General features: G+C 65.0%; 17 protein-coding genes. 11 read left to right on the top strand and 6 right to left on the bottom strand.

Annotated features, from left to right (window positions below):
- Window positions 1-33: 33 nt before the first annotated feature.
- The 4 genes from smc to MKZ40_RS11870 all read left to right on the top strand — a co-directional run bounded on the left by smc (window position 34) and on the right by MKZ40_RS11870 (window position 7,963).
- Window positions 34-3,555, top strand: a complete 3,522-nt coding sequence (smc, locus tag MKZ40_RS11855) for a chromosome segregation protein SMC (RefSeq protein WP_175089940.1) — start codon at window positions 34-36, stop codon at window positions 3,553-3,555.
- A gap of 413 nt (window positions 3,556-3,968) precedes the next feature.
- Window positions 3,969-5,081 (top strand): cell division protein ZipA C-terminal FtsZ-binding domain-containing protein, encoded by a 1,113-nt coding sequence (locus MKZ40_RS11860; protein WP_282627895.1) that lies wholly within the window; start codon window positions 3,969-3,971, stop codon window positions 5,079-5,081.
- 420 nt (window positions 5,082-5,501) lie between these two features.
- The gene (gene ligA, locus MKZ40_RS11865) at window positions 5,502-7,592 is read left to right on the top strand and encodes an NAD-dependent DNA ligase LigA (protein WP_254627126.1); all 2,091 of its coding nucleotides are present in this window, start codon (window positions 5,502-5,504) and stop codon (window positions 7,590-7,592) included.
- Window positions 7,593-7,660: 68 nt separating this feature from the next.
- Window positions 7,661-7,963, top strand: a complete 303-nt coding sequence (locus MKZ40_RS11870; protein WP_248379925.1) for a YheU family protein — start codon at window positions 7,661-7,663, stop codon at window positions 7,961-7,963.
- Between the two features lie 163 nt (window positions 7,964-8,126).
- Here MKZ40_RS11870 and MKZ40_RS11875 read toward each other — a convergent pair whose 3' ends face one another.
- Window positions 8,127-9,437 (bottom strand): 2-hydroxycarboxylate transporter family protein, encoded by a 1,311-nt coding sequence (locus MKZ40_RS11875; protein WP_054555304.1) that lies wholly within the window; start codon window positions 9,435-9,437, stop codon window positions 8,127-8,129.
- 192 nt (window positions 9,438-9,629) lie between these two features.
- Between MKZ40_RS11875 and MKZ40_RS11880 the strand changes: the two genes are divergently transcribed.
- A complete protein-coding gene (locus tag MKZ40_RS11880; RefSeq protein ID WP_254627125.1) occupies window positions 9,630-11,447 on the top strand; it encodes a sensor histidine kinase in 1,818 nt (605 codons plus the stop codon).
- A gap of 65 nt (window positions 11,448-11,512) precedes the next feature.
- On the top strand, window positions 11,513-12,250 hold the full coding sequence (locus MKZ40_RS11885) for a response regulator (protein ID WP_175089931.1): 738 nt from the start codon (window positions 11,513-11,515) through the stop codon (window positions 12,248-12,250).
- Between the two features lie 14 nt (window positions 12,251-12,264).
- Here the strand turns inward: MKZ40_RS11885 and mnmC are convergent, their stop codons facing one another.
- The 3 genes from mnmC to MKZ40_RS11900 form a co-directional block, all read right to left on the bottom strand.
- A complete protein-coding gene (mnmC, locus tag MKZ40_RS11890) occupies window positions 12,265-14,610 on the bottom strand; it encodes a bifunctional tRNA (5-methylaminomethyl-2-thiouridine)(34)-methyltransferase MnmD/FAD-dependent 5-carboxymethylaminomethyl-2-thiouridine(34) oxidoreductase MnmC (protein WP_348994701.1) in 2,346 nt (781 codons plus the stop codon).
- A 141-nt stretch (window positions 14,611-14,751) separates the two neighbouring features.
- Entirely contained in the window at window positions 14,752-15,051 is a 300-nt protein-coding gene (locus MKZ40_RS11895) for a YciI family protein (protein WP_043333710.1), read from the bottom strand.
- Window positions 15,051-15,632, bottom strand: a complete 582-nt coding sequence (locus MKZ40_RS11900) for a septation protein A (RefSeq protein ID WP_043333711.1) — start codon at window positions 15,630-15,632, stop codon at window positions 15,051-15,053. Before MKZ40_RS11900 ends, MKZ40_RS11895 begins: the two co-directional genes overlap by 1 nt.
- Before the next feature lie 368 nt (window positions 15,633-16,000).
- On the opposite strand from MKZ40_RS11900, the gene MKZ40_RS11905 reads away from it, so the two are divergent.
- Window positions 16,001-16,861: a PHP domain-containing protein gene (locus MKZ40_RS11905; RefSeq protein WP_131432877.1), complete on the top strand. Its 861-nt coding sequence runs from the start codon at window positions 16,001-16,003 to the stop codon at window positions 16,859-16,861.
- A gap of 65 nt (window positions 16,862-16,926) precedes the next feature.
- The gene (locus MKZ40_RS11910; protein WP_054555307.1) at window positions 16,927-17,550 is read left to right on the top strand and encodes an L-threonylcarbamoyladenylate synthase; all 624 of its coding nucleotides are present in this window, start codon (window positions 16,927-16,929) and stop codon (window positions 17,548-17,550) included.
- Window positions 17,551-17,694: 144 nt separating this feature from the next.
- On the opposite strand, the gene MKZ40_RS11915 is transcribed toward MKZ40_RS11910, so the two are convergent.
- Both MKZ40_RS11915 and MKZ40_RS11920 read right to left on the bottom strand, forming a co-directional pair.
- On the bottom strand, window positions 17,695-18,759 hold the full coding sequence (locus MKZ40_RS11915; RefSeq protein WP_175089928.1) for an ion transporter: 1,065 nt from the start codon (window positions 18,757-18,759) through the stop codon (window positions 17,695-17,697).
- Between the two features lie 151 nt (window positions 18,760-18,910).
- On the bottom strand, window positions 18,911-19,921 hold the full coding sequence (locus MKZ40_RS11920; protein ID WP_175089925.1) for a CYTH domain-containing protein: 1,011 nt from the start codon (window positions 19,919-19,921) through the stop codon (window positions 18,911-18,913).
- Window positions 19,922-20,396: 475 nt separating this feature from the next.
- On the opposite strand from MKZ40_RS11920, the gene MKZ40_RS11925 reads away from it, so the two are divergent.
- From MKZ40_RS11925 to argA, 3 genes are all read left to right on the top strand, one after another.
- The gene (locus tag MKZ40_RS11925; RefSeq protein ID WP_043333713.1) at window positions 20,397-21,077 is read left to right on the top strand and encodes a TIGR00153 family protein; all 681 of its coding nucleotides are present in this window, start codon (window positions 20,397-20,399) and stop codon (window positions 21,075-21,077) included.
- A gap of 40 nt (window positions 21,078-21,117) precedes the next feature.
- Window positions 21,118-22,401: an inorganic phosphate transporter gene (locus MKZ40_RS11930; protein WP_043333714.1), complete on the top strand. Its 1,284-nt coding sequence runs from the start codon at window positions 21,118-21,120 to the stop codon at window positions 22,399-22,401.
- A gap of 182 nt (window positions 22,402-22,583) precedes the next feature.
- The gene (argA, locus tag MKZ40_RS11935) at window positions 22,584-23,894 is read left to right on the top strand and encodes an amino-acid N-acetyltransferase (protein ID WP_043333715.1); all 1,311 of its coding nucleotides are present in this window, start codon (window positions 22,584-22,586) and stop codon (window positions 23,892-23,894) included.
- The last annotated feature ends 391 nt before the right edge of the window (window positions 23,895-24,285 follow it).

The following is a 24,285-nucleotide window of genomic DNA, read 5'->3' on the forward strand; positions in this document are numbered from 1 at the left end:
TCTTTCTCCAGACTCAAGGACGCGCCAGGCGCAATGCGGCTCAAATCGATCAAGCTGGTCGGCTTCAAATCCTTCGTCGATCCGGTCACCGTGCCCTTCGACAGCAACATGACGGCGATTCTCGGCCCCAACGGCTGCGGGAAATCGAACGTCATCGATGCTGTGCGCTGGGTGATGGGCGAGTCCAGCGCCAAGAATCTGCGCGGCGAGTCGATGACGGACGTCATCTTCAATGGCTCCACCGGGCGCAAGCCGGTGGGGCAGGCCTCCATCGAGCTGACCTTCGACAATGCCGATGGCAGTCTCGGGGGCGCCTGGTCCGAGTACGCCGAGATAGCGGTCAAGCGTCTGGTGACGCGCGATGGCCAGTCCGGCTACTTCCTCAATGGCCAGAAATGTCGCCGGCGTGATATCGCCGACGTCTTCCTCGGCACCGGCCTCGGGCCGCGCTCCTACTCCATCATCGGTCAGGGCATGATCTCGCAGCTGATCGAGGCGCGCCCGGATGACCTGCGCAGCACCCTCGAGGAAGCCGCGGGCATCTCAAAGTACAAGGAGCGCCGCCGCGAGACCGAGAACCGCATGAAGCGCACCCAGGAGAACATGGAGCGCCTGGATGACCTGCGTGAGGAACTCGACAAGCAGCTCGAGCGCCTCAAGCGTCAGGCCGAGGCCGCCAAGCGCTATCAGACCCTCAAGCAGGACGAATATCGCCTCAAGGGCGAGCTGGCCGTGCTGCGTCGGCGGGGCCTGCGTGCGCAGCAGCGCGAGCAGCAGTCACGCGTCGCGGAGCTGGAAACCGGCGTCGAGCGCGAGATTCTCGGTCAGCGTCAGTGCGAGAGCCAGCTGGAAGAGCAGCGCTATCAGCACGACGAGCTGGCCGGTGAGCTGGAAACCCATCAGGCCGCCTTCTATGAGACCGGCGCCCAGATCGCGCGCCTCGAGCAGAGCCTCGAGCACGCCCGCACCCGTGAGCAGCAGCTGGCGGCGGATCTCGAGATGGCCAGGCGCGAGCTGAGCGACATCCAGCGCGTCGAGGGCGAGGACGGCGAGCGCCTCGAGATGATCGATGCGCGTCTGGAAGACATCGCCCCGGAACTCGAGCTGGCCCGCGAGACCCTCGAAGGGCTCGAGCTGTCATTGGAGGAGGCCGAAGAGCGCCGCCAGGACAGCCAGAGCGAGTGGGAGCGCTTCAGTCAGGCCGACAACGAATCCCAGCGTGGCGCCGAGCGGGCCCAGAGCGAGATCCAGCAGCTCGAGAATGCCATCGCCGACGCCGAGCGCCAGCGCGAGCGCCGTCGCCAGCAGCTGGCGGAGCTGCCGGATGTCGCCGAGCTGCGTGAAGCCCGCGAGGAGCTGCGCGAGCAGCTCGATGAATTGTCGCTCAGCGGCGAATCACTGGAGTCGCGCCGCGAGCAGGCCAGTGAAGCCCGTGAGCAGGCCCAGGCCGATCGTCTGGCGCTGGATGGTGAGCGCGATCAGCTGCGCCAGCGTCGCAATGTCCTGCAGGGCGAGAAGGCCTCGCTTGAGGCATTGATCGACGCGGCGCTGCGTGACGACGATGACAGCCTGGCGAGCCATCTGGAACAGCACGGGCTCGCCGAGACCCCGGCGCTGGCCGAGGGGCTCGAGGTCGCCGAGGGCTGGGAGTCGGCCAGCGCCTGGGTGCTGGGCCCCTTCCTCAAGGCGCGCCTGGCGGCGAGCGAGCCGTCGCGTCTGGCCACGCTGATGGATGAGCTGCCCGGCGGCGAGCTGTTGCTGGTCGATGGCACGCCGGCGTCCAGCGCGGCAGCCCGCCCCGCCGGCACCCTGGCGGCGCAGGTGAGTGGCGCGGATGCCTTGGCCGGTTGGCTGGCCAGCATCCACTGTGTCGAGTCGCAGGCAGCCGCCTGGGCCAGACGTGAGTCGCTGGCCGCGCACGAGAGCGTGCTGACGCCGGATGGCCTGTGGCTGGGGCAGGGCTGGAGCCGCCGCCAGGTGGCCGGTGAACGAGCCGATAGCGTCATCGCCCAGCGGGCGCGCCTCGAGCAGGTCGTGCTGGAACTCCAGTCACTGGATGAGCGTCTCGAGGAGATCGAGACGCGTCTGGCCGCAGCCGCCGAACAGATTGCCGGCGCCGAGCAGCAACTCGAGCATCTGCGCGTCGAAGAGCGGGAGCTTGGCGAGCGCCAGCGTGAACTCAGTCTCAAGGAGGCCGGCATCGCCAGCCGCCTGGAGCATGTCGATGGCCGCGCTCGTGAGCTGGATGAGGAGCTCGAGCAGCTGGCGGAAACGCGCGAGACTCAGGCCCTGACGCTGGAGGAGGCGCGTGAGCGCTGGCAGCAGGCATTGGAGGCGGTCGAGAACAACGCCCAGTCGCGTGAGTCGCTGGAGCGTTCACGGCGCGAACATCAGGAGGCGCTGGCCGGGCTGCGTGCCCAGCTGGCGCCCGCGCGTGAGCAGGTCAACCGCCTCGACATGGAGCGTCAGCGCCTGACCACCGAACGTGACGGCATGCAGGGCCAGCGCATGCGAGCCGTCGAGCAACGCGAGAAGCTCGCCGAGCGCATCGAGATGCTCGAGGCCAGCCGCGAAGAAGCCTCACTGCCACAGGAAGAAGAACGCGAAAAGCTCGAGATGCTGCTCGAGACGCGTCTGTATCAGGAAACCAAGCTCAACGCCTGTCGTGACAAGACTCATGAATTGGTCGAACAGATGCGTCAGGCGGAACAGGCGCGTCAGACTCATGAGCGCAATCTCGAGGGGATTCGCCAGCGCCTCGAGGAAGGCCGCATGCAGGTGCAGGCGCTGACCCTCAAGGGCGATGCGCAGGACGAGCAACTGGTGGAGCTGGGCTATGACGAGGCAGCGATCACGCAGCTCGAGGACGAGCTGGACCCCAATGCCACCGAGTCGGCCTGGAGTCACAACCTCGAGCAGATCGGTGAGCGCATCAAGCGGCTGGGGGCCATCAACCTGGCGGCCATCGAGGAATACGACCAGCAGGCCGAGCGTCGTAACTATCTGGAAGCCCAGCATGCCGAGCTGAGCGAAGCGCTGGAGACCCTCGAGCGCGCCATCCGCAAGATTGACCAGGAAACACGGGTGCGCTTCAAGGACACCTTCGACAAGGTCAATGCCGGAATCCAGGCGCTTTTCCCCAAGATCTTCGGGGGCGGAACCGCATGGTTGACGCTGACTGGTGATGATTTGCTGGAGACGGGAGTCGCGATCATGGCGCGGCCACCGGGCAAGAAAAACTCCACCATTCACCTGTTGTCAGGCGGTGAGAAGGCACTGACGGCACTGGCGCTGGTCTTCGCCATCTTCCAGCTCAATCCGGCCCCGTTCTGCATGCTCGATGAGGTGGATGCACCGCTGGATGATGCCAACGTCGGACGCTATGCGAGGCTGGTGAAGGAGATGTCGGAAAGCGTACAGTTCATCTATATCACCCATAACAAGATCGCCATGGAAGCGGCAGATCGGCTGATGGGTGTCACCATGCAGGAACCCGGCGTCTCGCGCCTTGTCTCTGTAGGGATAGAAGAAGCTGCCGTGCTTGCCGAAGCGTGAGGGAAAAGCCGTTCAGGAGGGCAAGGTCATCCTCCGGCGCGGTAGCCAGTGGCCGCCTTGGCGGCCTAGTTGGCAAGATCGTGTTGCATCTAGAGATCGAAAGCACTACGAGTTTGCGTCATAGTGTCAGTCAGGGATAATTGAAGGGCGATTGCGCAGGTCACCACCACAGGATTGACATTCGAAAAAATGTCCCCTTTTTCTGCAATCGCGCTATGCTGTTCACGTGCATGGTGCCCAAGCAAACAGGCTAATGACCCATGGAATTGAGAGAGTGGCTCATCTTGTTGGGGTTGGTGCTGGTCGCAATCATCGTCGTTGACGGTGTGCGCAGGCTCCAACGTCAACGTCGAGTACCCCGACTGGATCGAGCGGGTACAGAGGATTCCACCGACGATGCGGGCAATCCCGCGGTGGAAGAAGAGGAAGAACGTGACAACTGGGAGCTGCCGAATGGCGGCTACCGGGTGGTTGGCGATTCCGAGACGCATGCCGAGGCCGAGGAAGATGTCGTGCTCGACAATGCTCACGGCATCAAGGCCTCGCGGGTGACTCAACCGAGTCGTCCGGCGCAGCCCATGGAGCGTCGCGAGGCACCGGAGCGCAAGGGCTTCGGCGAGCGTGCGGCTGCCTTCGGTGCACGTGCCAGCCAGTCGATGCGCGACGTGACGGCCAGTCTGGGCGCACGGCGTGATGATGAGCATGAGCACGACGATGCGCATCGTGAGCCCGTGCTCGGCAGCGCCTCCAGTGAGCAGGCCGAGACGGCGCGCGAAGACGACTTCCATGAGAAGCCGGTGATCACCGCCGAGGACGACAGCATCAGCGTCTCCTCCACCCAGGCCGATGATCTCGAACCGATGGCCGAGATCGAGGAAGGTCAGGATGCCAGAAATGAGGCGTCCTCCGCTGGCAAGCAGGCCGATGTCGCCAGCAGTGCTTCCCAGCGCCAGGAGCCTTCACTGGAAGCGGCCGCCGCGCCTGCTGCCGATGCCACAGCGCCCGAGGATGATCGTCATCCGCTGGTGCTGCGTGCCGAACGCAATCAGGTCGATGACCAGCTCGCACGTGACACCCTGGCCGATGCCAGTGAAGTCATCATCATCTCGGTGATGGCGCGCGGCGATGAAGGCTTCAGCGGTGAAGACGTGCTGGGCATCTCGCTGGCCTGTGGTCTGCGTCATTCCGAGATGGGGCTGTTCCTGCGCCACGAGGAAGATGATGACGACAGCCCGCTGCAGTTCGCGATGGCCAACGTGGTCAAGCCGGGCATCTTCAAGCCGGCCGAGATGGTGGACAGCCAGCTGGATGGCGTCACCTTCCTGATGCCGCTGCCGGGCGCGGACGACACTTCCGCCGCCTTCGAGACCATGGTCGAGATCGCCATGCTGCTGGTGCGTCGTCTGGGTGGTGAGCTGAAAGACGAGAACCACAGCGTGATGACGGCCCAGACCATCGAGTTCAAGCGCCAGCAGGTGCATGAGTTCGAGCGTCGCAATCGTCTGCATCGCTACCAGGCCAACTGATCGACTCCCAGCCATTCTCTGAGTCGAGCAGTCATGCCAAACGCCAACGGCGACCTTCGGGTCGCCGTTGGCGTTTTCGTGTCCTGCCGACCTCTTGCAGCCTTTGACGCTCCCTGCCAGTCGCCCGAAGTGCTTGAATGTGTGGCCTGTCGATCACATTGAGTACAATGGCAGCATCAAGGCGACCCCTCTGCCTGCAAGTCTTTGCAAGCCCTTGCAAGTGCATCAGGTCGGAGGGGTCGCCACCCGTTTTCAGGTCGCTCAGCGCTGCCTTCTGGCAGTGCTGGCGAGCCACTGTTTCGAGTGAGTGTCATGTCAGCCCAGGATGATCTGTTTTCGGCGCCTGCCGATGATTCCAACGCCTCGAGCGCTTCTCGCTCCGCTGCACCGGCCGCGGTGGAAGGCGTGCCTGCCAAGGTGATGGAGGAGGTCGCGCAGCTGCATCGCGAGCTGCTCGAGGCCAGCCATCGCTATTACGTGCTGGATGATCCGACGCTGACCGATGCCGACTACGACACGCGCCTGCGCCGTCTCGAGGCGCTGGAAGCCGAATATCCCCAGCTGATCAGCTCGGAATCGCCCACCCAGCGCGTCGGAGCCGCACCGGCCAGCGGCTTCGAGGAAGTGCAGCATGCGGTGCCGATGCTGTCGCTCAACAACGCCTTCGATGACGATGAGTTGCGTGCCTTCGTGCAACGTGCGTCGAAAACGCTGGAGCTGGGAGACGCCCAGGACGCGGGTGACGAGCTGAGCTTCTGCTGCGAGCCCAAGCTCGATGGCCTGGCCGTGTCGCTCATCTACGAGAATGGCGTGCTGGTGCAGGGCGTGACGCGCGGCGATGGCCGCACCGGCGAAGGCATCACCACCAATCTGCGCACCATCCGCTCGATTCCGCTCAAGCTGCGGGGTGATGATCTGCCGGAGCTGCTGGAAGTGCGCGGCGAGGTCTACATGAGCCACGCTGGTTTCGAGGCGCTGAACGCGCGCGGCCGCGACGAGGATGGCAAGGTGTTCGCCAACCCGCGCAATGCCGCCGCCGGCAGCCTGCGCCAGCTGGATTCCAACATCGCCGCCTCGCGCCCGCTGGAATTCTGCGCCTATCAGGTCGCGCGGGTGGATGATGCGCTGCTCGCCAGCGAGGCCGGCCAGAATCATTCCGGTCTGATGGCGCTGCTCAACGACTATGGCTTCCGCACCAGCCCGCAGCTTGAGGTGGTGCGCGGTGCTCAGGGCATCATCGACTACACCCGCCGCCTCGGTGAGCAGCGTGATGGCCTCGATCACGACATCGATGGCGCGGTCATCAAGCTCGATGCACTGCGTCTGCAGCGTGAACTGGGCTTCGTGGCGCGCGCACCGCGCTGGGCCATCGCCTACAAGTACCCGGCGCAGGAGCAGGAAACCACCCTGGAAGGCGTCGATTTTCAGGTCGGACGCACTGGCGCGCTGACACCGGTCGCCCGGCTGGCACCGGTGCAGGTCGCCGGCGTGGTGGTCTCCAACGCCACACTGCACAACATGGACGAGGTGGAACGTCTCGGCGTGCAGATCGGTGACAGCGTCATCATTCGGCGTGCCGGCGATGTCATCCCGCAGGTGGTGCGGGTCGCCAGTGAAGGTGCCAGCCGTGAAGCCATCGTGCTGCCGGACGGCTGCCCGGTGTGCGGCTCCGAGATCGAGCGCCTCGAAGGCGAGGTGGTGGCACGCTGCGCGGGCGGACTGATCTGCGCCGCGCAGCGCAAGGAAGCCCTCAAGCACTTCTCCAGCCGCAAGGCGCTGGATGTCGATGGCCTCGGTGAGAAGCTGATCGAGCAGCTGATCGAGCGTGAGCTGGTCAAGACGCCGGCGGACCTGTTCCACCTGGAAGCTGCCACCCTGGCTGAGCTGCCGCGCATGGGCGAGAAGTCCGCCGCCAATCTGGTCGCCTCGCTGGACAAGAGCCGCAATACCACCTTGGCGCGCTTCATCTACGCCCTCGGCATTCGGGAAGTCGGGGAAGCCACCGCCGCGAATCTGGCCACGCACTTCGGCACGCTTGAAGCGCTGCGCGCAGCGGATCAGGCCGCGCTGGAGGCAGTGGAAGATGTCGGCCCCATCGTCGCCGCGCATATCCATACCTTCTTCCAGCAGCCGACCAACAACGAGACGCTGGAAGCGTTGCTCGCCTGTGGTCTGAGCTGGGAAGAGGTCGAGATCGGTGAGCGCCACCAGCCGCTGGCAGGCCAGACCTGGGTGCTGACCGGCAGTCTCGACAGCATGACGCGTGATGAAGGCAAGGCGCGTCTGCAGGCGCTGGGCGCCAAGGTGGCGGGCAGTGTCTCGAAGAAGACCGCCGGTGTGGTCGCCGGCGAGGCAGCGGGCAGCAAGCTCGAGAAAGCCATGCAGCTGGGCCTCACGGTGCTGGACGAAGAGACCTTCGTGAAGCGCCTGGCCGAATGGGAATCCGGTGCTGATGCACAGCAGGACAATCCGCAAGACAGTGCGCAAGACAGCGCGGGAGAGGATGCATGAGTACGGATACGCTGAACGATGCACCGCAGGCGGCGTCACGCCCCCCTGATGATGGACAGGAGCTACCCATGAGCCAGATGCCACTTGATCAGATGGACCCGCGGGACCGCTTCATCGAGGTGCCGCAGACCATGCTGCCCGCCGATACACGGCGCGCCCTGCTGGAAGCCTTCGTCACCCGTCAGGGCTACGACACCACCGATGTCGGTGAAGGCATGGCCGGCTGGGTCGCAGAACTGGAAGGCCAGCTGTCACGCGGCAAGCTGCTGATCGTCCACGACATCGGCACCGAATCCACCGAGGTGATGACGCTGGAGCAATGGCAGTCCTTCGGTCGCCAGCTGGCGGACGACGAGGAAGAGGGCGACTGAGCCCGGCCAGCGGTCATGCTGTGTTGAGCATGCCCTGACCCTGCCCCTGACTCCGGGGTTGGAAACGACAACGCCCCTGGCACAGGCCAGGGGCGTTGTCGTTCATGAAGCGCCTGTTGTTGCACCCTTTGGTGCGCCTAGTGTCGTCTGGCGAAGCGCCGGATCATGCGAACCACATCGGCACGACCAGGCTCGAGATCAACAGGATCAAGGCCCCGCCCAGGCGCGAGGAAATCTGCGCGAAGGGCATCAGCTGCATGCGATTGGCCGCCGAGAGTACGGCGACGTCACCCGTGCCGCCCATGTTGGCCATGCACAGGCCAGCGGTGATGGCTGACTCGATGGGATAGAAGCCGACCAGCTTGCCCACCAGACCCGCACCGAAGGCGGCGCCCGCGACGACACCGAACACGATCACCACGTAGGTGATGGTGATGGCATCGATCACCTGTCCCAGATCGGTATAGGCCACGCCGATGCCGAACAGCAGCGCGAAGGTCCAGTTGCCAGCCACGAACCGGAACCATTGGGCGGCGGCCTGATTGATGTTCTCCGGTACCAGGTTGGCGCACTTGAGCACGGCGACCGCGATGATCATAAGCGCGTAGGGGTGCAGCGGAATGACCTTGCCGAGAATCTGGCTGGCGACGAAGAAGCTCAGGGCAATCACCATGCCGATGCCCAGCTGGGACAGGTCAGGCGTGCTCTTCTCTTCGCGGACATTGACGCCCGGCATCATCTGGCCGCCACCGGTCAGCGACGGGAAGCGCTTGCCAAGCCCGTTGAGCAGCCCGGCAATGATGATGGCGAAGACATTGCCCAGGGCCAGTGCCGGCACCAGGATCGAGATATAGTAGCTGGCCGGTTGCCCCAGCAGCTGCTCGTAGATCTGGCTCATCGGTACGGCGCCGGCCCCCATGCCGCCGCCCATGATGGGCAGGGCGATGACCATGACGGCATCCTTGGGCGAGAAGCCCATGACCCAGCCGACCAGCATCGCGAAGAGCGCCGCGAACAGCACCGAGCACAGCAGCGGCAGCGCGAAGCGGGCCCCGACCTTGACCAGCACGCGGGAGTCCATGCCGAGAATGCTGCCGGTGATCAGCGCCGCGATGTAGAAGTTCAGAAAGCCACCGGCCTTCATGAACTCACTGACATTCGCCGTGACCTCTTGCGGCAGCCAGCCGCTGTAGACCAGCGCTGCGGCACCGAAGATGGCGAGAATGGCACCGCCACCCAGATAGCTGTTGATGATCGGCAGGCGGTCGCCCAGAAAGCCCAGCAGCTCCCCGAGAATCATCATGACCAGCAGCGCGCCGATCATGCCGGCAGGCAGGGTGTCGGTGGCGATGGCGGCAATCAGGACCAGGAAGGACAGGGCGAAGATCGGCAGCGACATGCCGAAGATGCGCGTCTTCTGCCAGGGGGACTCTGCGGCAGGCGTGGCCGTGGCGGTCTGCGAGGAATGTGTCATGCATGCTCCTTGTCCTGCACTCTGTCATTGCAGGACCTGTTGTCATGCCCGGACGCGTTGGCGTGGCATCGCGGGATCGTTTGGGACGGGGAAGGGACATCATGTTTGCGCACTGGATGCGCGTCACAGGGAGCTTACGGTGTGGCTCCCGAGGGCCAAGTTTTGCGAATTAAAGAAAGCCTTTTGAAACTTATGAAAGCGCCGACTGCCACTCGCCCATGCGCCGGGCCGAATGGCCATGCCACCAAGGGGGCACATGGCTTGTCCGGCGTGTTGCGACATTCTCAACCCGGGCTGAGCGCGCTGACCTCATTGCTCGCCGCCGGCATGGTGATCGTCAGCCTGCTGGTCGCGGCCTGGCTCTTCAGTGCCCAGCTGGAGCGGACCCAGCGCGAGATCCAGGGCCAGCGCATTGCCGCTCTTGCCCAGCGCATCGCGCGTCTGCCCGAGGTGCGTTCTGCCCTGAGCGAGGCCAGCTCACCGCAGGCTGTGCCTCCTGTCGCGGACAGCCGCCTGGCGGCACGCATCGAGGGACTGCGTCGGGAGAATGCCGTCGACTTCATCGTGGTGATGCGCCCGGATGGCCTGCGGCTCAGTCACCCGGACCCCGCACGCATCGGGCAGCCCTTCCAGGGTGGCGACGAACAGCGTGCGCTTGCCGGCGCCTCCTACCTCTCCGAATCCCGCGGCACGCTCGGCGAAAGCCTGCGCAGCTTCGTTCCGGTCATGGCGAATGCGTCCAAGAGCGATGAGCGCGCCGTCGTCGGTGCGGTGGCCATCGGTATCACGCTGGACTCCCTGGGGCGGCGTCTGGCCGATGAGAAGCGCCAGCTGCTGCTCGGACTGGGTGTGTTGATGCTGTTCGGCACGCTGGGCGCACTGGGACTTGCGCGCTATCTGCGCAGACAGCTCAAGGGACTGGAGCCGGCGGCCATCGCGCGCCTGGTGGAGGAGCATCAGGCGGTGCTGGCCAGCCTGGAAGAGGGCATCATCGTGGTCGATCCCGAGGGGCGGATCACGCTGGTGAATGCCGCGGCGCGCGAGTTGTTGGGGGCCTTGCCGACGCTGGGCGAGCGCCTTGATGACTGGTTGCCCGACACCGGCATGCGTGAGTGCCTTGTCGCGCGCCAGCCGGTGAGCGAGCAGGAGGAGACCCGTCTGCGCCAGGTGACCCATGGCGGGCGGCGATTGCTGGTGCGTTGCCAGCGGGTGCATGATGGCGAGCTGCTGATGGGCGGCGTGCTGGTACTGCGCGAGCACGACCGCATGCAGCGCCTCGCCGAGGAGCTGACCGGCGTCCGCCGCCAGGCGGAGTCACTGCGTGCCGCGCGTCATGAGTTCCGCAATCGGCTGCATGTGTTGTCGGGCCTGACACAGATGCAGGACCTCGCCGGTCTGCGCGATTATCTTGCGTTGCTGGTGGAGCGGGAGTTGCCGGCGGATGCCGCGGCCGCCGAGCGCATCGCGGACCCTCTGCTGGCAGGCCTTCTGATCGGCAAGCACAGCGAGGCTCGCGAGCGTGGCATCACGCTGACGGTCGAGTTGGAGATCGAATGCCATCATGGCCGCTGCGCTGAGTGGGGAATGTCACAGGACGATGGCGCTCAGGCCGAATTTCCGGTGCTGGAGCGTAGCTTGAGTCATGATCTGGTCAGCGTGATCGGCAATCTGCTCGACAATGCCTTCGAAGCGCTGGAGGAGGTGGGCGCTGACGCTCACGCCCCGTCTGTGACCCTGGGGTTGATGCTGGAATCACTGGACCCGTCGACAGAGGCGCAGTTGTCGATCAGCGTGGCGGACAACGGCCCCGGCATGCCGACGGAGCTGAGGCAGACGGCACGCATGGCGGGGGTGAGCAGTCATGGGGAAGGCCGCGGGCTGGGCCTGTCGCTGGTGCAGGAGATCGTGACCGTGCGCGAGGGCGAATGGCACCTCTATGCGCCCTCGGGCGGCGGTACCCTGGTCGAGCTGACCCTGCCTTGCCGACTGCTGACTGGCGCGGCGCCCTGATAGGGGGCCACGCATCACGGGATGGCGTTGCGGCCGGAACTTGCACAATAAAGGAGCCAGAGCGCATGCGTGTGCTGATAGTCGAAGACGACCCCATGGTCATGCGTCTCAATGTCGAATACCTCAGTCGCATCGACGGCATGCGCCTGGTGGCCCAGTGCGAGGATGTCGCGACGGCACTCGACGTGCTGGCGCAGGAAGCGGTGGACCTGGTGCTGCTGGATGTCTACCTGCGCAGCCGCAGCGGGCTGGAAGTGTTGCGATGGCTGAGGCGCCACGCCGCCCCCGATATCCAGGTGATCCTGATCACCGCCGCCAGTGAGGCGGACACGGTGCGCAGCGCACATGCGCTCGGGGTGTGCGATTACCTGGTCAAACCCTTCAGCTTCGCCCGTTTTCAGCAGGCGTTGGCACTGGCGCGTCGCGGCCGCCAGCAGCTGGAGAGCCTCGAGGGTGAAGTCAGCCAGCAACAACTGGACCAGCTCTTCGGCGTGCAGGGGCTGGTCAGCGGCGCTGCGGGCGCGGTACCCGAGGGGCGCCTGCCCAAGGGCGTGACGGCGGCATCACTTGCCTTGGTGGCCAGTGCCATCCAGGCGCTGCCGCGCGAGGAAGGCAGCTTCACCAGTGAGGCGTTGCTGCCTGCCACCGGCATGTCGCGAGTGACCATCCGCAAGTACCTGCGCCATCTCGCGGCCTGCGGCATGCTCAGCGAGGCCTTCCACTACGGACAGATCGGCCGGCCATCCTTCACCTATCAGGTCATCGACCGTCAGGCCCTGTCCAGACAGTGCCGTCAGGCCTGAGTGATACCGACCTCTCAGCGCCGCTGGACGATATCGCGGATCAGGCGGCGTCCCGGATGCAGGTGCTCGGCCAGTTCGCGTTCCAGCGGCAGCGGCTCGCCGCACAGTTGCGAGGCGATCAGCTCAGCGCACAGCGGGGCGGTGGTGAAGCCGCGTGAGCCGTGTGCGGTGGAGAGCCACAGGCCGGGCAGGTGGGCGCCGCTCGACTGCGGTACGCGTTTTTTCGCATCGAAGGCCATGGCGGCGTAATCCTCACGCCATTGCGCGGCGTCCGGTGCCGGGCCGGCCAGCGGGCTCTTGTCCGGGCTGGCGGCGCGCCAGGCGACGCGTCCCTGCCAGTCATCGTCTTCCAGCCTGATGCCACGCGCCTGCTCCCAGGCGGCGACGAAGGCGGGCAGGGCGCTGCGCAGCTCCGCGACATTGGCGGCGTGGTCCGCCGCGCGGACCGCCTCATCCTCATCGCGCGGGGCGAAGGTCGCGCCGAAGCTGAGGGTCACGCTGCCATCGGCGTGGCGCTGATAGGGCGAGACATAGCCACCGGCGCACACCACGCTGTCGAGCGCGGGCAGGTGCGCGGCGTGTTCCGGCGCTACCGTGATCTCGCTGACCTGGCCGCGAATCGGCTGCAGCGGCAGGTGCGCGAGCGGCTCGGGCAGGTGAGTCTGCTCCCCCAGCGCGACGATCAGTTGATCGACTTCTAGACAGCTGCCGTCGCTGGTCTGCAGCTGCCAGCGTGATGTTGGCTTGCTGTTGCCTGTCTCTGCGCCTTCCTCTCCGCCTTCCTCGTTCTCCAGCGACTGAATGGCCTCGATGCGTGCCTGCAGAAAGCGGATGCCCGGGGTGGCGGCGAGGTGTTGGCAGAGCGCGCTGGGGCGCACCCAGCCCGCGACCGGATAGAAGAGGCCGTCGAAGGTGATCTCGCTGCCGGCGATTCGACTGGCCTCACTGGCGCTGACAGGCCTGAGCAGCGCCTCGGGCAGCGGGTGATTGTCGAGGAAGCGTTGCTGGCGCTTGCGCTCACGCTCGCTGGTGGCCAGCTGCAGCACGCCGCTGGCGGACCACAGGATCTGCTCGGGGTCGAGGCTTGCCAGCCAGCGCCGGCTGTACTGCAGCGCGGCCAGCTGGAAGCGACTGGCGGGGTTGGTCTCGGCGGCCAGCTTGACGTAGAGCGCGCCCTGGCGATTGCCGGAGGCACGCGCGCCGGGGGCTTCGGCATCGATCAGCGTGACCTTCACGCCGCGCCGCGCCAGCGCCTCGGCGCAGCTGGTGCCGGCGATACCGGCGCCGAGTACCGCGACATGCGTCTCGCGAGCGATAGGCGCTGGCTGCGGAGCCTGAGTCCAGGGCTGCTCACGACGCAGCGGATGAAGGGCGCCACGCACCGCGTGCTCTTTCATGGGGGCATGGCCGGACGCGGGTGAGGCATCAAGCCCCATCAGTTCGGCGCGCGCGGCGGCGGTCGGCTCGTCCAGCTCGCCGCAGATCATCTCGCGCTTCATGCCGTGGCCGGGCACCTTGCGCCACACGAAGCCTGCCGCGCGCAGGCCACGCCGCACGAAGCCCGCGGCGGTGAAGGTGGCGAAGGTCGCCGTGGGGCGCGAGACACCCGCCATGGCCGCGAACAGCTCGGGTGACCACATCTGCGGGTTCTTCGACGGCGAGAAGCCATCGAGGAACCAGGCATCCACGCCACCTTCCAGGCGCGACAGGCGCTCCACCGCATCGCCGAAGTGCAGGTCCAGGGTGATGCGCTCATCCAGCCACAGGCGGTGCACGCCGAGGACGGCAGCGGGCCATTGAGCGACCAGCGGCTTCGCCAGTGAGGCGAGATCCGGCCAGGCGGACAGTGCCCGCTCGAGATCCGCGGCGCGCATCGGGTGCTTTTCCACCGAGACGACATGCAGGCGCGCCTCGGCGGGTGCCGTTGCCAGAAAGCGCTGGGCGGCGCACAGGATGTTGAGGCCGGTGCCGAAGCCGGTCTCGCCGATCACGAAGGGGCGCGCTTCCCGCCAGTCACGGAAGCGCTCGCTCAGCCGGTTGCTGTCGAGGAAGACGTGCACGGTCTCGGCGCGGCCATCGTGGATCGAGAAGTACACATCGCCGTAATCGGTGGCCTGTGGCGCGGTGTCGTCCCACTCGAGCTGTGCCTCCTCCAATGCCGCCAGTGGTGCCAGTGGCACGTCCGGCACTACGCCGGGCGCCGTGACCGGCTCGATCGCGCTCGGTGGCGTTGTGGCAGGCTTGCGTGCCGCGGTGGCCGGGGCTTGCTGCGGCGAAGTCTTCCGGGCTGACGAGGCGGCCTGATCAGGAGCTGACTGGCCGGGAGCGGGCTGGCGGGGGGAGGAAGGGTGGTCGTTCACGGGCATTCCTGGCAGGAGGTCGAGCGGGAGAGCAGCACAGCGAGACAGCGGCAGAGCAAGGCCTGCAACGCAGACGACGGACAGCCAGGCTGTCCGTCGTCTGTGAGAAACCGCCGGTCAGATGACCGGTCGGGTGCCGGGCTAGGGCAGGGTCTGCTTGAAGGGCTTCACTTCGGCGCTTTCATAGACACCGGCGATGACGAAGGGATCGGCATCGGCCCACTTCTGGGCGTCTTCGAGGGAATCGAACTCGGCGATGATGACGCTGCCGCTGAAGCCGGCTTCGCCCGGAGCTTCGCTGTCGATGGCCGGGTTGGGGCCGGCGATGACCAGACGACCGGCGGCGTGCAGCGCCTCCAGACGTGCCAGATGCGGCGGACGCGCCGCCATGCGTGCTTCGAGGCTACCTTCGACGTCCTGACAGACAATGGAGTAGAGCATCACGAATCATCCTTTTGAGAATTGGTCGAGGAAGCGTTCTCTTCCTGAGGGGCCTGCACCATGTGACGGGACAGGTAGACGCCCTGAACGATGACGAACAGCAGTGTCAGACCGAGCATGCCGAACAGCTTGAAGTCGACCCAGATGTCTTCCGAATAGTGACTGAAGACGTAGATGTTGAGGCCGCCCATGGCGAGGAAGAATACCACCCAGGCTAGATTGAGGCGGTGCCAGATGGGGCGCGGCAGCTGAATCGCCTTTTCCATCATGCGCTCCACCAGCGGCTTGCCACCGAACAGCGGCGACAGCAGGAAGGCGACGGCGAACAGCCAGTTGACCACGGTGGGCTTCCACTGGATGAAGGAGCTGTTGCCGAACAGCACGGTCGCGCCACCCAGAACGACGACCAGCGCCAGGGTGACCAGCTGCATCTTCTCGACGCGCTTGTGGCGCCAATAGATGTACAGCACCTGCGCGAGGGTCGCGGGAATCAACACGGCGGTAGCCATGATCATGTCGCCAGTCATCTTGTAGACGGCGAAGAAGATCACGATCGGCAGAAAGTCGAGCAACATCTTCATGGGTAATGCGCACTCCTGAACACGACGACGCAGCCGTCGGGAAGGCAAGGGCCTGTGCGAGTGGTATCCTGTCTGACACCAGCGGCGCACCCCTGCCTGCATGTGCTCATTCTGCCGCCATTGCTGCCTGCTGACAAAGCCCCTGTGTGTCCGGGCTCGCATCGCAGCCAATACTGCCCGACGTCTGGCCCGCTGGATCGCCTGCATCTCAGGCATCGCGTGGCACAGACGTTCATCCCGAGAGGTTCCCCGTGTCCGACGTTCTGTCCGACTCTTCGCCGATTTCCGCATCCCGCAAGCCGATCGAGTTTCGCCCGCTGCCGGAGCGCTTCGATTCCGATATCGAGGTGCCGGACATCGACCTGCACATGCACTCCACCGCCTCCGATGGCGGCATGGCACCGACAGAGCTGGTGGCACTGGCCGCGCGGCGCGGTCTGTCACGCATGTCACTGACCGATCACGACAGCATGGAAGGCATCTTCGAGGCCCAGCAGGCCGCCCGCGCCGAGGGAATCTCGTTGCTGCCCGGCTGTGAGCTGTCGGTCCGCTGGCGCAACCAGACCATCCACATCGTGGCGTTGATGCCCGAGGGCGCCGGCGATGCACTGAGTGCCGGCCTCAAGCAGCAGCACGAGGCGCGTGAGCGACGCAGCCACGAGATCGCCACGCGCATGGAAAAGCTCGGGCTCGAGAATGCCTTCGAGCGCGCCCGGGAACAGGCCACGCTGAGTGGCTCAGGCGACCGCCCGCTGTCACGCCCGGATTTCGCCCGCGCGCTGGTCGAGGCCGGGATTGCACGCAACCTGCAGGACGCCTTCAAGCGGCACCTGGGCGCAGGCCAGAAAGGTGACGTCAAGGCGCACTGGCCGGAGATGGAAGAGGCGGTGGGCTGGGTGCGTGCCGATGGTGGCATCGCCGTGATGGCGCACCCGATGCGCTACAAGCTGACGCGCACCAAGCGTGGCGAGCTGCTGCGTGACTTCATTGCCGCCGGCGGTGAAGGCGCGGAGCTGGTCAGCGGCTTCCAGAATATCGATCGCGCGCGTGACCTGGCGCGTCAGCTCGATGAGCTGGGTCTCTACGCCTCCGTCGGCAGTGACTTCCACTTCCCCGGCGGCCCGCTGGCGCCCGGCAGCATGAGTCCGCCGCCCCGCACCAAGGTGCCGCCCGTGTGGTGTCATCCGCGCATCGCGCCCTTTTTTGCGGCCGACGCTGCCTCCATGTGATATCAAGAGATCACCGTGACGCCAGTCCGCCTGCCGGGCTGGCGCCCAGACGCAAGGAGCACCGCATGGGACAGTTCTTCCAGATTCATCCCGAAAATCCCCAGAAACGCCTCATCGATCAGGCCGTCGCCATCATCCAGCAGGGTGGCGTGATTGCCTATCCGACCGACTCCGGCTACGCGCTGGGCTGTCATCTGGGCGAGAAGAAGGCCATCGAGCGCATCAAGCGCCTGCGTCAGCTGGACGACAAGCACAACTTCACCCTGGTGTGTTCTGACCTGTCGGAAATCGGCACCTACGCCAAGGTCGACAACGCCATCTTCCGCCTGCTCAAGAGTCACACGCCGGGCGCCTATACCTTCATCCTGCAGGCGACTTCCGAAGTGCCGCGCCTGCTGCTGCATCCCAAGCGTCGCTCCATCGGCGTGCGCGTGCCGGACCACGCCATCACCCACGCCCTGCTGGAAACCCATCGCGAACCGCTGATGAGCGTGACGCTGATCCCGCCGGGCGAGGAGTTGCCGATGACGGACGCCGAAGAGATTCGCGAGCGCTTCGGACACGCGCTGGATCTGGTCATCGACGGTGGCGCCTGCAGCTTCGAGACCACCAGTGTGGTGGACCTGCGCGAGCTGCCGCCGGTGATCGTGCGCGAAGGGCGCGGCGATATCTCGAGCTTCACGGAGTGATCGCGACAGCGTAGCGCTTCACGGCGCTGACATCGCCTTGCCATACGAAGACGCCCCCGGACCTTGCGGTCGCGGGGGCGTTGTCATTTCCGAGGCGTTGTCATTTCCGAGGCGTTGTCGTGTGCTGAGTGATTCTCGGCTTCGTCAGCTGCGGTCGTGGTCGGGAGGCCCGCTATCGGGAGGCCCGCTATCGGGAGGTTCTGGCTGATCGTCCGATGGGGTTTCTGCGTCAGGCGCAGATTCGGGCTCCGGTTCTGTCTCAGGCTCAGGCTCAGGCTCCGGTTCTGGCTCGCGCGGGTCGCGGGTGTCCTCGTCCAGCCAGGTGCCGCAGAACTTGCAGTACTTGGCGTTGCGATCATGGCCCTCACGACCACAGCCCGGGCAGGCTTCGTCGCTGGTCTGCTGCATGCGCAGGCCGTTGAGAACCTCGGCCGAGAACACCCCGGTGGGCACGGCGAGAATCGAGTAGCCGAGAATCATCATCAGCGCCGAGATGAACTGCCCCAGCGGCGTGATGGGCGCGATGTCGCCATAGCCCACCGTCGTCAGCGTCACCACGCCCCAGTAGAGCGCCTTGGGGATGGAGGTGAAGCCGGCCTCGGGCGGCTCGATCAGATAGATCAGAGCGCCGAACACCGTGACGATGCTGAGCACGGTGATGAAGAACAGCAGGATCTTGCGCCGGCTGCGCGTCATGGCCTCGACCAGCATGCGGCCCTCGCCGACGAAGGCCATCAGGCGCAACACGCGGAACAGGCGCAGCACACGCAGCACGCGTACCACCAGCAGGGCCTGGGCGCCCGGAATCAGCAGCGACAGCCAGGTGGGCGCGATCGACAGCAGGTCGAGCACGCCGTAGAAGCCCTTGGCCCAGGTGCCGGGATGCTTCAGGCAGTAGAGGCGGACGGCGTATTCCAGCGTGAAGATGATCGTGAAGCCCCACTCCATGATGCGGAACAGCTCGCCGTATTGCGCATTCAGCGAGGGCACGCTGTCGAGCATCACCACGGCGACACTGGCGAAGATCATCAGGATCAGGCCGATATCGAAGGCCTTGGCCGCCTTGGTGTCGGATTCGAAGATCCAATGGAACAGCCGCGCGCGCAGGCGGCCCGTCGCGGGCTCGTAGTCGCTGGGGTGCGAGGGTGTCGCTGGGGGGCTTTGCGGCGTGCTGCCATATTCATTGGCAGGGCCCTGGCGTTCAGGCATGCAGGCTTCCTTGACGGGCGTGACGACGCCGGATGAATGTCAGGGCGTATCGGGGATGTCTCAGTGTGTGACCTTCAGTGACTGCCCGGCCGTTGTCCATCAGCCAGTGGTCTAGCGCCTGGCGGCTGGGCAGTCAGTGTCGTGCCGAGAGTCAGCCGCGCAGCGTCGCGAGCAGTGACAGGCTGTGTTGGCCGAAGTCGCGAGTCGCCCAGTCCTGTGAGGCGTCGCCGTCGCTGCTTTCCAGCGCCTCGACCAGCGCCACCGCATGGATATGGCCGGGATGCTGGCTGGCGGCCAGCCGTGATGCAAGGGCCGACAGGGCGGCCAACGCATGCGCGTGCCACCTGAGGTCGTCTTTCGCCTGACGGTCGGCGTGGGCATCGAGTGCATCGATGGCGGCGGACAGCAGCGCGCCGGGGTCAGCGGTATCCAACGTCTTCTCATGCCATTCGCCATCCCGCAGCGCCGCGCCGCGCTTGGCCTTGCTGGCATCCGCCGGGCGCAGTGCCAGGCGGCTGGCCAGTGAATCCGCCAGCTGCCAGAGCACGCCTTCTCTCACCTCGGGGGCGAGTTCTTCGCCGCCGGTCAGCTCGAGCTCGATCTCCTGGATGGCCACTTCGCGACCACTGGCCTTCACCGCGCCCAGGTCCAGCGCCATCTCGACGCCGACGGTGACCTGCTCGTCGCTCACATTCGCGTCGCTGCGTGTCGCCTTGACGTCGATCTGCCAGGCATGACGCTCGAAATCGGTGCTGAAGCTGGGCGCGAGTGCACTCAGCAGCTGCTCGCGGGCGCCGTCTTCCAGCGCCTGCAAGGGCGGCAGGTCACGCAGGCCGTCGAGGTCGAGGCCGGTCTGGCCCTCGGGCAGCTCCCACTCCCATTCGCCGCGAGAATGCAGTCCGCCATGGCTCTCGCCGCTGGTCTTGAGCGTCTGGCGCAGGGCGCCCGTGCTGTCGGCATCCTCACCGCTCTGGCGCAGACGCAGCGCCATGCGCGCGCGCTCCAGCGCATGCTCGGGGGTGTCGAAGTAGGTGTTGGCCAGCCAGCGCCGCCTGGGGATGACCGTTGCCAGTTCTGCAATGCTCGCCAGTGTCTCCAGGATGGCATCGCGATCAATGACGGGTTGAGACAGTGCCAGTTTGAGTTCGATTTCTTGCGCCATGATGGGCACTCCCTGTACGGATGAAAGAAGACAGATGCTGACGGATGAGGATGACAGCGGCGCCAGGACCGCAGAGCCTCCGGCAAGCGTGGTGCATGGTGGTGAAGGCTCGTGTGTCTCATGCTCGCGCCTGGCCCGCGGCAAGGCAAGCACGGGGAGGGCGGAAGGGCATGCCGGATATCGGCCTGTCGGCAGAATCACACTTATATGACAGCATGATGACATTGAAGTGACAGCAATTGCCTGTCGTCACGTCCTTGGTTATATTACGAACAGTGGATAAAGCCAGCGACCACGGGTCCTGCCGCTACATGACAATCTCTCTTCTGGAATCCTTCGTGTTCCCCCGTACTGCCGCTGTTGTTGCGTAAATGACAACAGCATGGCGGTATCATGACGTTACGATGAAAGTTATGTGATCGTCACAAAGGCTTTGCTACACTCCGCGCGTCAATCCTTAACGCCGACGGCCACTATGGTAACGACCAACCCTTTCTCTTCGATGTTCGGGCGCTCGCCTTTCAAGGCGCTGCACACCCACATCATCAAGACCGACGAGTGCGCCCAGCACTTGCTGACCTTCTTCGACGCCTGCGAGCAGGGTGATTGGGAGCAGGCAGCCAGCATCCGCAAGACCATCAGTGGTCTGGAGCGTGAAGCGGACGAGTTGAAGACGCAGCTGCGTCTCAACCTGCCCAACTCGCTGTTCCTGCCGGTCTCGCGCTCCGACCTTCTCGAGCTGATCCATGTCCAGGATTCCATCGCGAATGTCACCAAGGACATCGCCGGGATCATGCTGGGTCGTCATATGCAGATACCCACCGCACTGGTGCCCGCCATGCGTGAGTATCTCAAGACTGCGGTCGAATCGGTCTGCCAGGCGCGTCGTGCGTTGGGTGAACTGGAAGACCTCGTCGAGTCCGGTTTCGGGCGCAACATGAGCGAGCTGGTCGACAAGCTGATCAACGAGCTGCATGAGCTCGAGAAACAGTCCGACGAACAGCAGATCGCCATCCGCCAGACCCTGTTCTCGCTGGAAGCCAGTCTCCCGCCCGTCGATGTGATCTTCCTCTACAAGATCATCGATTGGGTCGGCGATGTGGCTGACCAAGCGGAAAAGGTCGGTACCCGACTGCAGATCCTGATGGCGCGCTGAGCGCCATCAGGACGTCCTGCCATCTGTCCAAGAGTCTTCTATGTCCATCATTGCTCAATACGGCGATGTGCTCGTCATTCTTGCCTGTCTGTTCGGTTTCTTCATGGCATGGGGTGTGGGTGCGAATGACGTCGCCAATGCCATGGGAACCTCGGTAGGTTCCAAGGCGATCACCATCAAGCAGGCGATCATCATCGCCGTGATCTTCGAGTTCCTCGGTGCCTGGCTTGCCGGTGGTGAGGTGACTGACACCATCCGCAAAGGCATCATCGACCCGTCACTGCTGATCGAGAATCCGCAGTTCCTGGTCTACGGCATGCTGGCCTCGCTGCTGGCCGCCGGTATCTGGCTGCTGATCGCTTCCATGAAGGGCTGGCCGGTCTCGACCACCCACTCCATCGTCGGCGCCATCGTCGGCTTCTCCGCTGCGGGTCTGGGTGTGGATGCCGTCGAATGGACCAAGGTCGGTCAGATCGCGGCCTCCTGGCTGGTCTCGCCGCTGCTGGCGGGCTCCATCGCCTTCGTGCTGTTCAAGTCCGTGCAGACGCTGATCTTCGACAACGAAGACCCGTTCGCGGCCGCCAAGCGCTACGTGCCGATGTACATGTTCCTGGTCGGCTTCATCATCTCGATGGTGACCATGGTCAAGGGCCTCAAGCATGTCGGCCTGCACCTGAGCTTCGAATCCAGCCTGCTGCTGGCCGTCGTCATCGGCGCCATCGTGATGGGTATCGGCGTGCTGATGGAGCGCAAGGTCGCGCGTTCACGCCTCAAGGAGAAGAATCGCGCCACCGGTGACGACTTCGACTTCAGCGGCGTCGAGAAGGTATTCGGCCTGCTGATGATGTTCACCGCCTGTGCGATGGCCTTCGCCCACGGCTCCAACGACGTGGCCAATGCGGTCGGTCCGCTGGCGGCCATCATCAGCGTCGTCGACTCTGCCGGTCAGATCGGCGCCAAGGCGAGCATGCCGTGGTGGGTCCTCGTGCTGGGTGGCGGCGGTATCGTCGTCGGCCTGGTCACCTATGGTCGTCGCGTCATCGCAACCGTCGGCACCGGCATTACCGAGCTGACGCCGTCACGCGGCTTCGCGGCCACGCTGGCCGCCGCCTCGACCGTCGTGCTGGCCTCCGGTACCGGCCTGCCGATCTCCACCACCCACACCCTGGTCGGTGCGGTGCTGGGGGTGGGTCTGGCGCGCGGCATGGCAGCGCTCAACCTGCGCGTGATCGGCACCATCGTGATGTCCTGGCTGATCACTCTGCCGGCCGGCGCGATCCTGTCGATCCTGTTCTTCTTCATGTTCAAGGGCATGTTCGGCTAAGCCGACGCATGATCCAGAGCTGAATTGGAAAAACGAGAAAGGCGACCTTCGGGTCGCCTTTCTCGTGTCTGACACATGGATGTCAGGGGGCACCGCTCGCCGTGCAGGCTGCGGCGCTGATATGATGATTCATGGGCATGCCTGACATGCCATTTTCCCTCTCTCCTGCCCGGAGCTGGCTCTTGAACACGCGTTTCCCCTTCGCGGACTGGTTTCGCAACTCCTCTCCCTATATCAATGCCCATCGCGGCCGTACCTTCGTCATTCTGATCGAGGGCGATGCCCTGTCCTCGTCACGACGAACGCAGTTGATACAGGATCTGGCGTTGCTGCATACCCTCGGCGTGAAGCTGGTGGTGGTGTTCGGGGTGCGCCCGCAGGTGGCCGAGGCGTTGCAGGCTGCCGGTATCGAGGCGGACCGCCATCAGGGCCGCTGGGTGGTGACGCGCGAGATTCTCGGCCATCTGGAGCAGCAGGTCGCCACGCTGCGTCTGCGTCTTGAGGCCAGTCTGTCCCAGGGGCTGCCCAATACGCCGCTGCATGGCGTGGAGCTCTCTGCCGTCTCCGGCAATCTGGTGATGGCCAAGCCGCTGGGGGTGCGTCATGGCGTCGACTTCCTGCATGGTGGCGAGGTGCGCCGGGTGCGCAGCGAGGCGATCCAGGGGCTGCTCTCGCAGCAGGCCATCGTCGTGCTGCCACCGCTGGGCTATTCCAGCACCGGCGAGGTGTTCGATCTGGACGCCGCTGAGGTCGCCGAACACGCCGCCGTGGCGCTGGCCGCTGACAAGCTGATCCTGCTTGGCGAAGGGGAGGGCCTGTTCGGCGAAGATGGTGAGCTGCTGCGTCAGCTCAATCCGGAGGAAGCCGCGCTGATGGCGCCGCCCCGCGATGACGACAGCGAGCTGTCGCGCCATCTGGCCGCTGCCTGTGGCGCCGCACGTCGCGGCGTCGGGCGCACTCACCTGTTGAGCTGGCGCGACCGTGATGCCCTGCTGGGCGAGCTGTTCACCCGTGACGGCATCGGCACCATGATCACGCGTCAGGGCTATGAGCAGCTGCGCAAGGCGCGCCTCGAGGATGTCGGTGGCCTGCTGGCGCTGCTGGGGCCGCTGGAGCAGCGTGGCATCCTGGTGGCCCGCTCGCGGGAGCGTCTCGAACATGAGATCGACGACTATGTGGTGTTGGAGCGCGATGGCATGGTCATCGGGTGTGCGGCACTGCACCTCAGCCGTGACGCCGCCATGGGCGAGCTGGCCTGCGTGGCCGTGCATGATGACTATCGCCGCGGACAGCGCGGCGAGCAGCTGCTGGCCGAGATCGAGCTGCGCGCGCGTCGCGCCGGCGTCGAGCGTCTGTATGCGCTGACGACCCATACCGTCCACTGGTTCATCGAGCACGGTTTCGTGTCGGCTGGCCTGCAAGACCTGCCGCCCATGCGTCGCGAGGCCTACAACTCGGCGCGCAACTCCAAGGTATTGCTCAAGTCGCTCTAGTCACACCTCGCTTGCCTGCCAGTGTGAATCGCCCAGAGAACACCCGCTGATGACCTTCCTCGATGAGGGCTGATCAGCGGGTGTTCTTGCGTAGGTGTCGCAGTTTTCCCCCACCCCTTGCGGGATTGTCTTGCAAAGGAGACGTTTCAAGGCATTGATTCAAAAGGGAAAAATAGCATGCCCCGTATATGTGTTGGCAAATCGCGACGAATCGGCCAGTAAAACACGACTCTGTGTGCCGTCCTGGGCAACATTGGCATGCCTGTCGTCGTTATCGTAATTTCAAGTCATTGTTTTGTAATGTGTTTTCGCGTTTATGGCACGCCTTTGGCAATAGGTACCGTGAGCAAGAGATATGAGGTGCATCACCGGCCCTTTCTCTGGCCTTCCA

The sequence above is a fragment of the Cobetia sp. BMC6 genome (assembly GCF_029991385.1).
In the GTDB taxonomy this organism is placed as follows: Bacteria; Pseudomonadota; Gammaproteobacteria; order Pseudomonadales; family Halomonadaceae; genus Cobetia.

Excerpts from the sequence above, each read along its gene's own strand:
- MKZ40_RS11885 (WP_175089931.1), top strand. The coding sequence starts at position 11,513 with ATGCGTGTGCTGATAGTCGAAGACGACCCCATGGTCATGCGTCTCAAT.
- MKZ40_RS11910 (WP_054555307.1), top strand. The coding sequence starts at position 16,927 with ATGGGACAGTTCTTCCAGATTCATCCCGAAAATCCCCAGAAACGCCTC.
- MKZ40_RS11900 (WP_043333711.1), bottom strand. The coding sequence starts at position 15,632 with ATGAAGATGTTGCTCGACTTTCTGCCGATCGTGATCTTCTTCGCCGTC.
- MKZ40_RS11930 (WP_043333714.1), top strand. The coding sequence starts at position 21,118 with ATGTCCATCATTGCTCAATACGGCGATGTGCTCGTCATTCTTGCCTGT.
- MKZ40_RS11875 (WP_054555304.1), bottom strand. The coding sequence starts at position 9,437 with ATGACACATTCCTCGCAGACCGCCACGGCCACGCCTGCCGCAGAGTCC.
- smc (WP_175089940.1), top strand. The coding sequence starts at position 34 with ATGCGGCTCAAATCGATCAAGCTGGTCGGCTTCAAATCCTTCGTCGAT.
- MKZ40_RS11915 (WP_175089928.1), bottom strand. The coding sequence starts at position 18,759 with ATGCCTGAACGCCAGGGCCCTGCCAATGAATATGGCAGCACGCCGCAA.
- MKZ40_RS11925 (WP_043333713.1), top strand. The coding sequence starts at position 20,397 with ATGGTAACGACCAACCCTTTCTCTTCGATGTTCGGGCGCTCGCCTTTC.
- MKZ40_RS11895 (WP_043333710.1), bottom strand. The coding sequence starts at position 15,051 with ATGCTCTACTCCATTGTCTGTCAGGACGTCGAAGGTAGCCTCGAAGCA.
- ligA (WP_254627126.1), top strand. The coding sequence starts at position 5,502 with ATGGAGGAGGTCGCGCAGCTGCATCGCGAGCTGCTCGAGGCCAGCCAT.
- MKZ40_RS11905 (WP_131432877.1), top strand. The coding sequence starts at position 16,001 with ATGCACTCCACCGCCTCCGATGGCGGCATGGCACCGACAGAGCTGGTG.
- MKZ40_RS11880 (WP_254627125.1), top strand. The coding sequence starts at position 9,630 with ATGAAAGCGCCGACTGCCACTCGCCCATGCGCCGGGCCGAATGGCCAT.
- MKZ40_RS11870 (WP_248379925.1), top strand. The coding sequence starts at position 7,661 with ATGAGCCAGATGCCACTTGATCAGATGGACCCGCGGGACCGCTTCATC.
- MKZ40_RS11920 (WP_175089925.1), bottom strand. The coding sequence starts at position 19,921 with ATGGCGCAAGAAATCGAACTCAAACTGGCACTGTCTCAACCCGTCATT.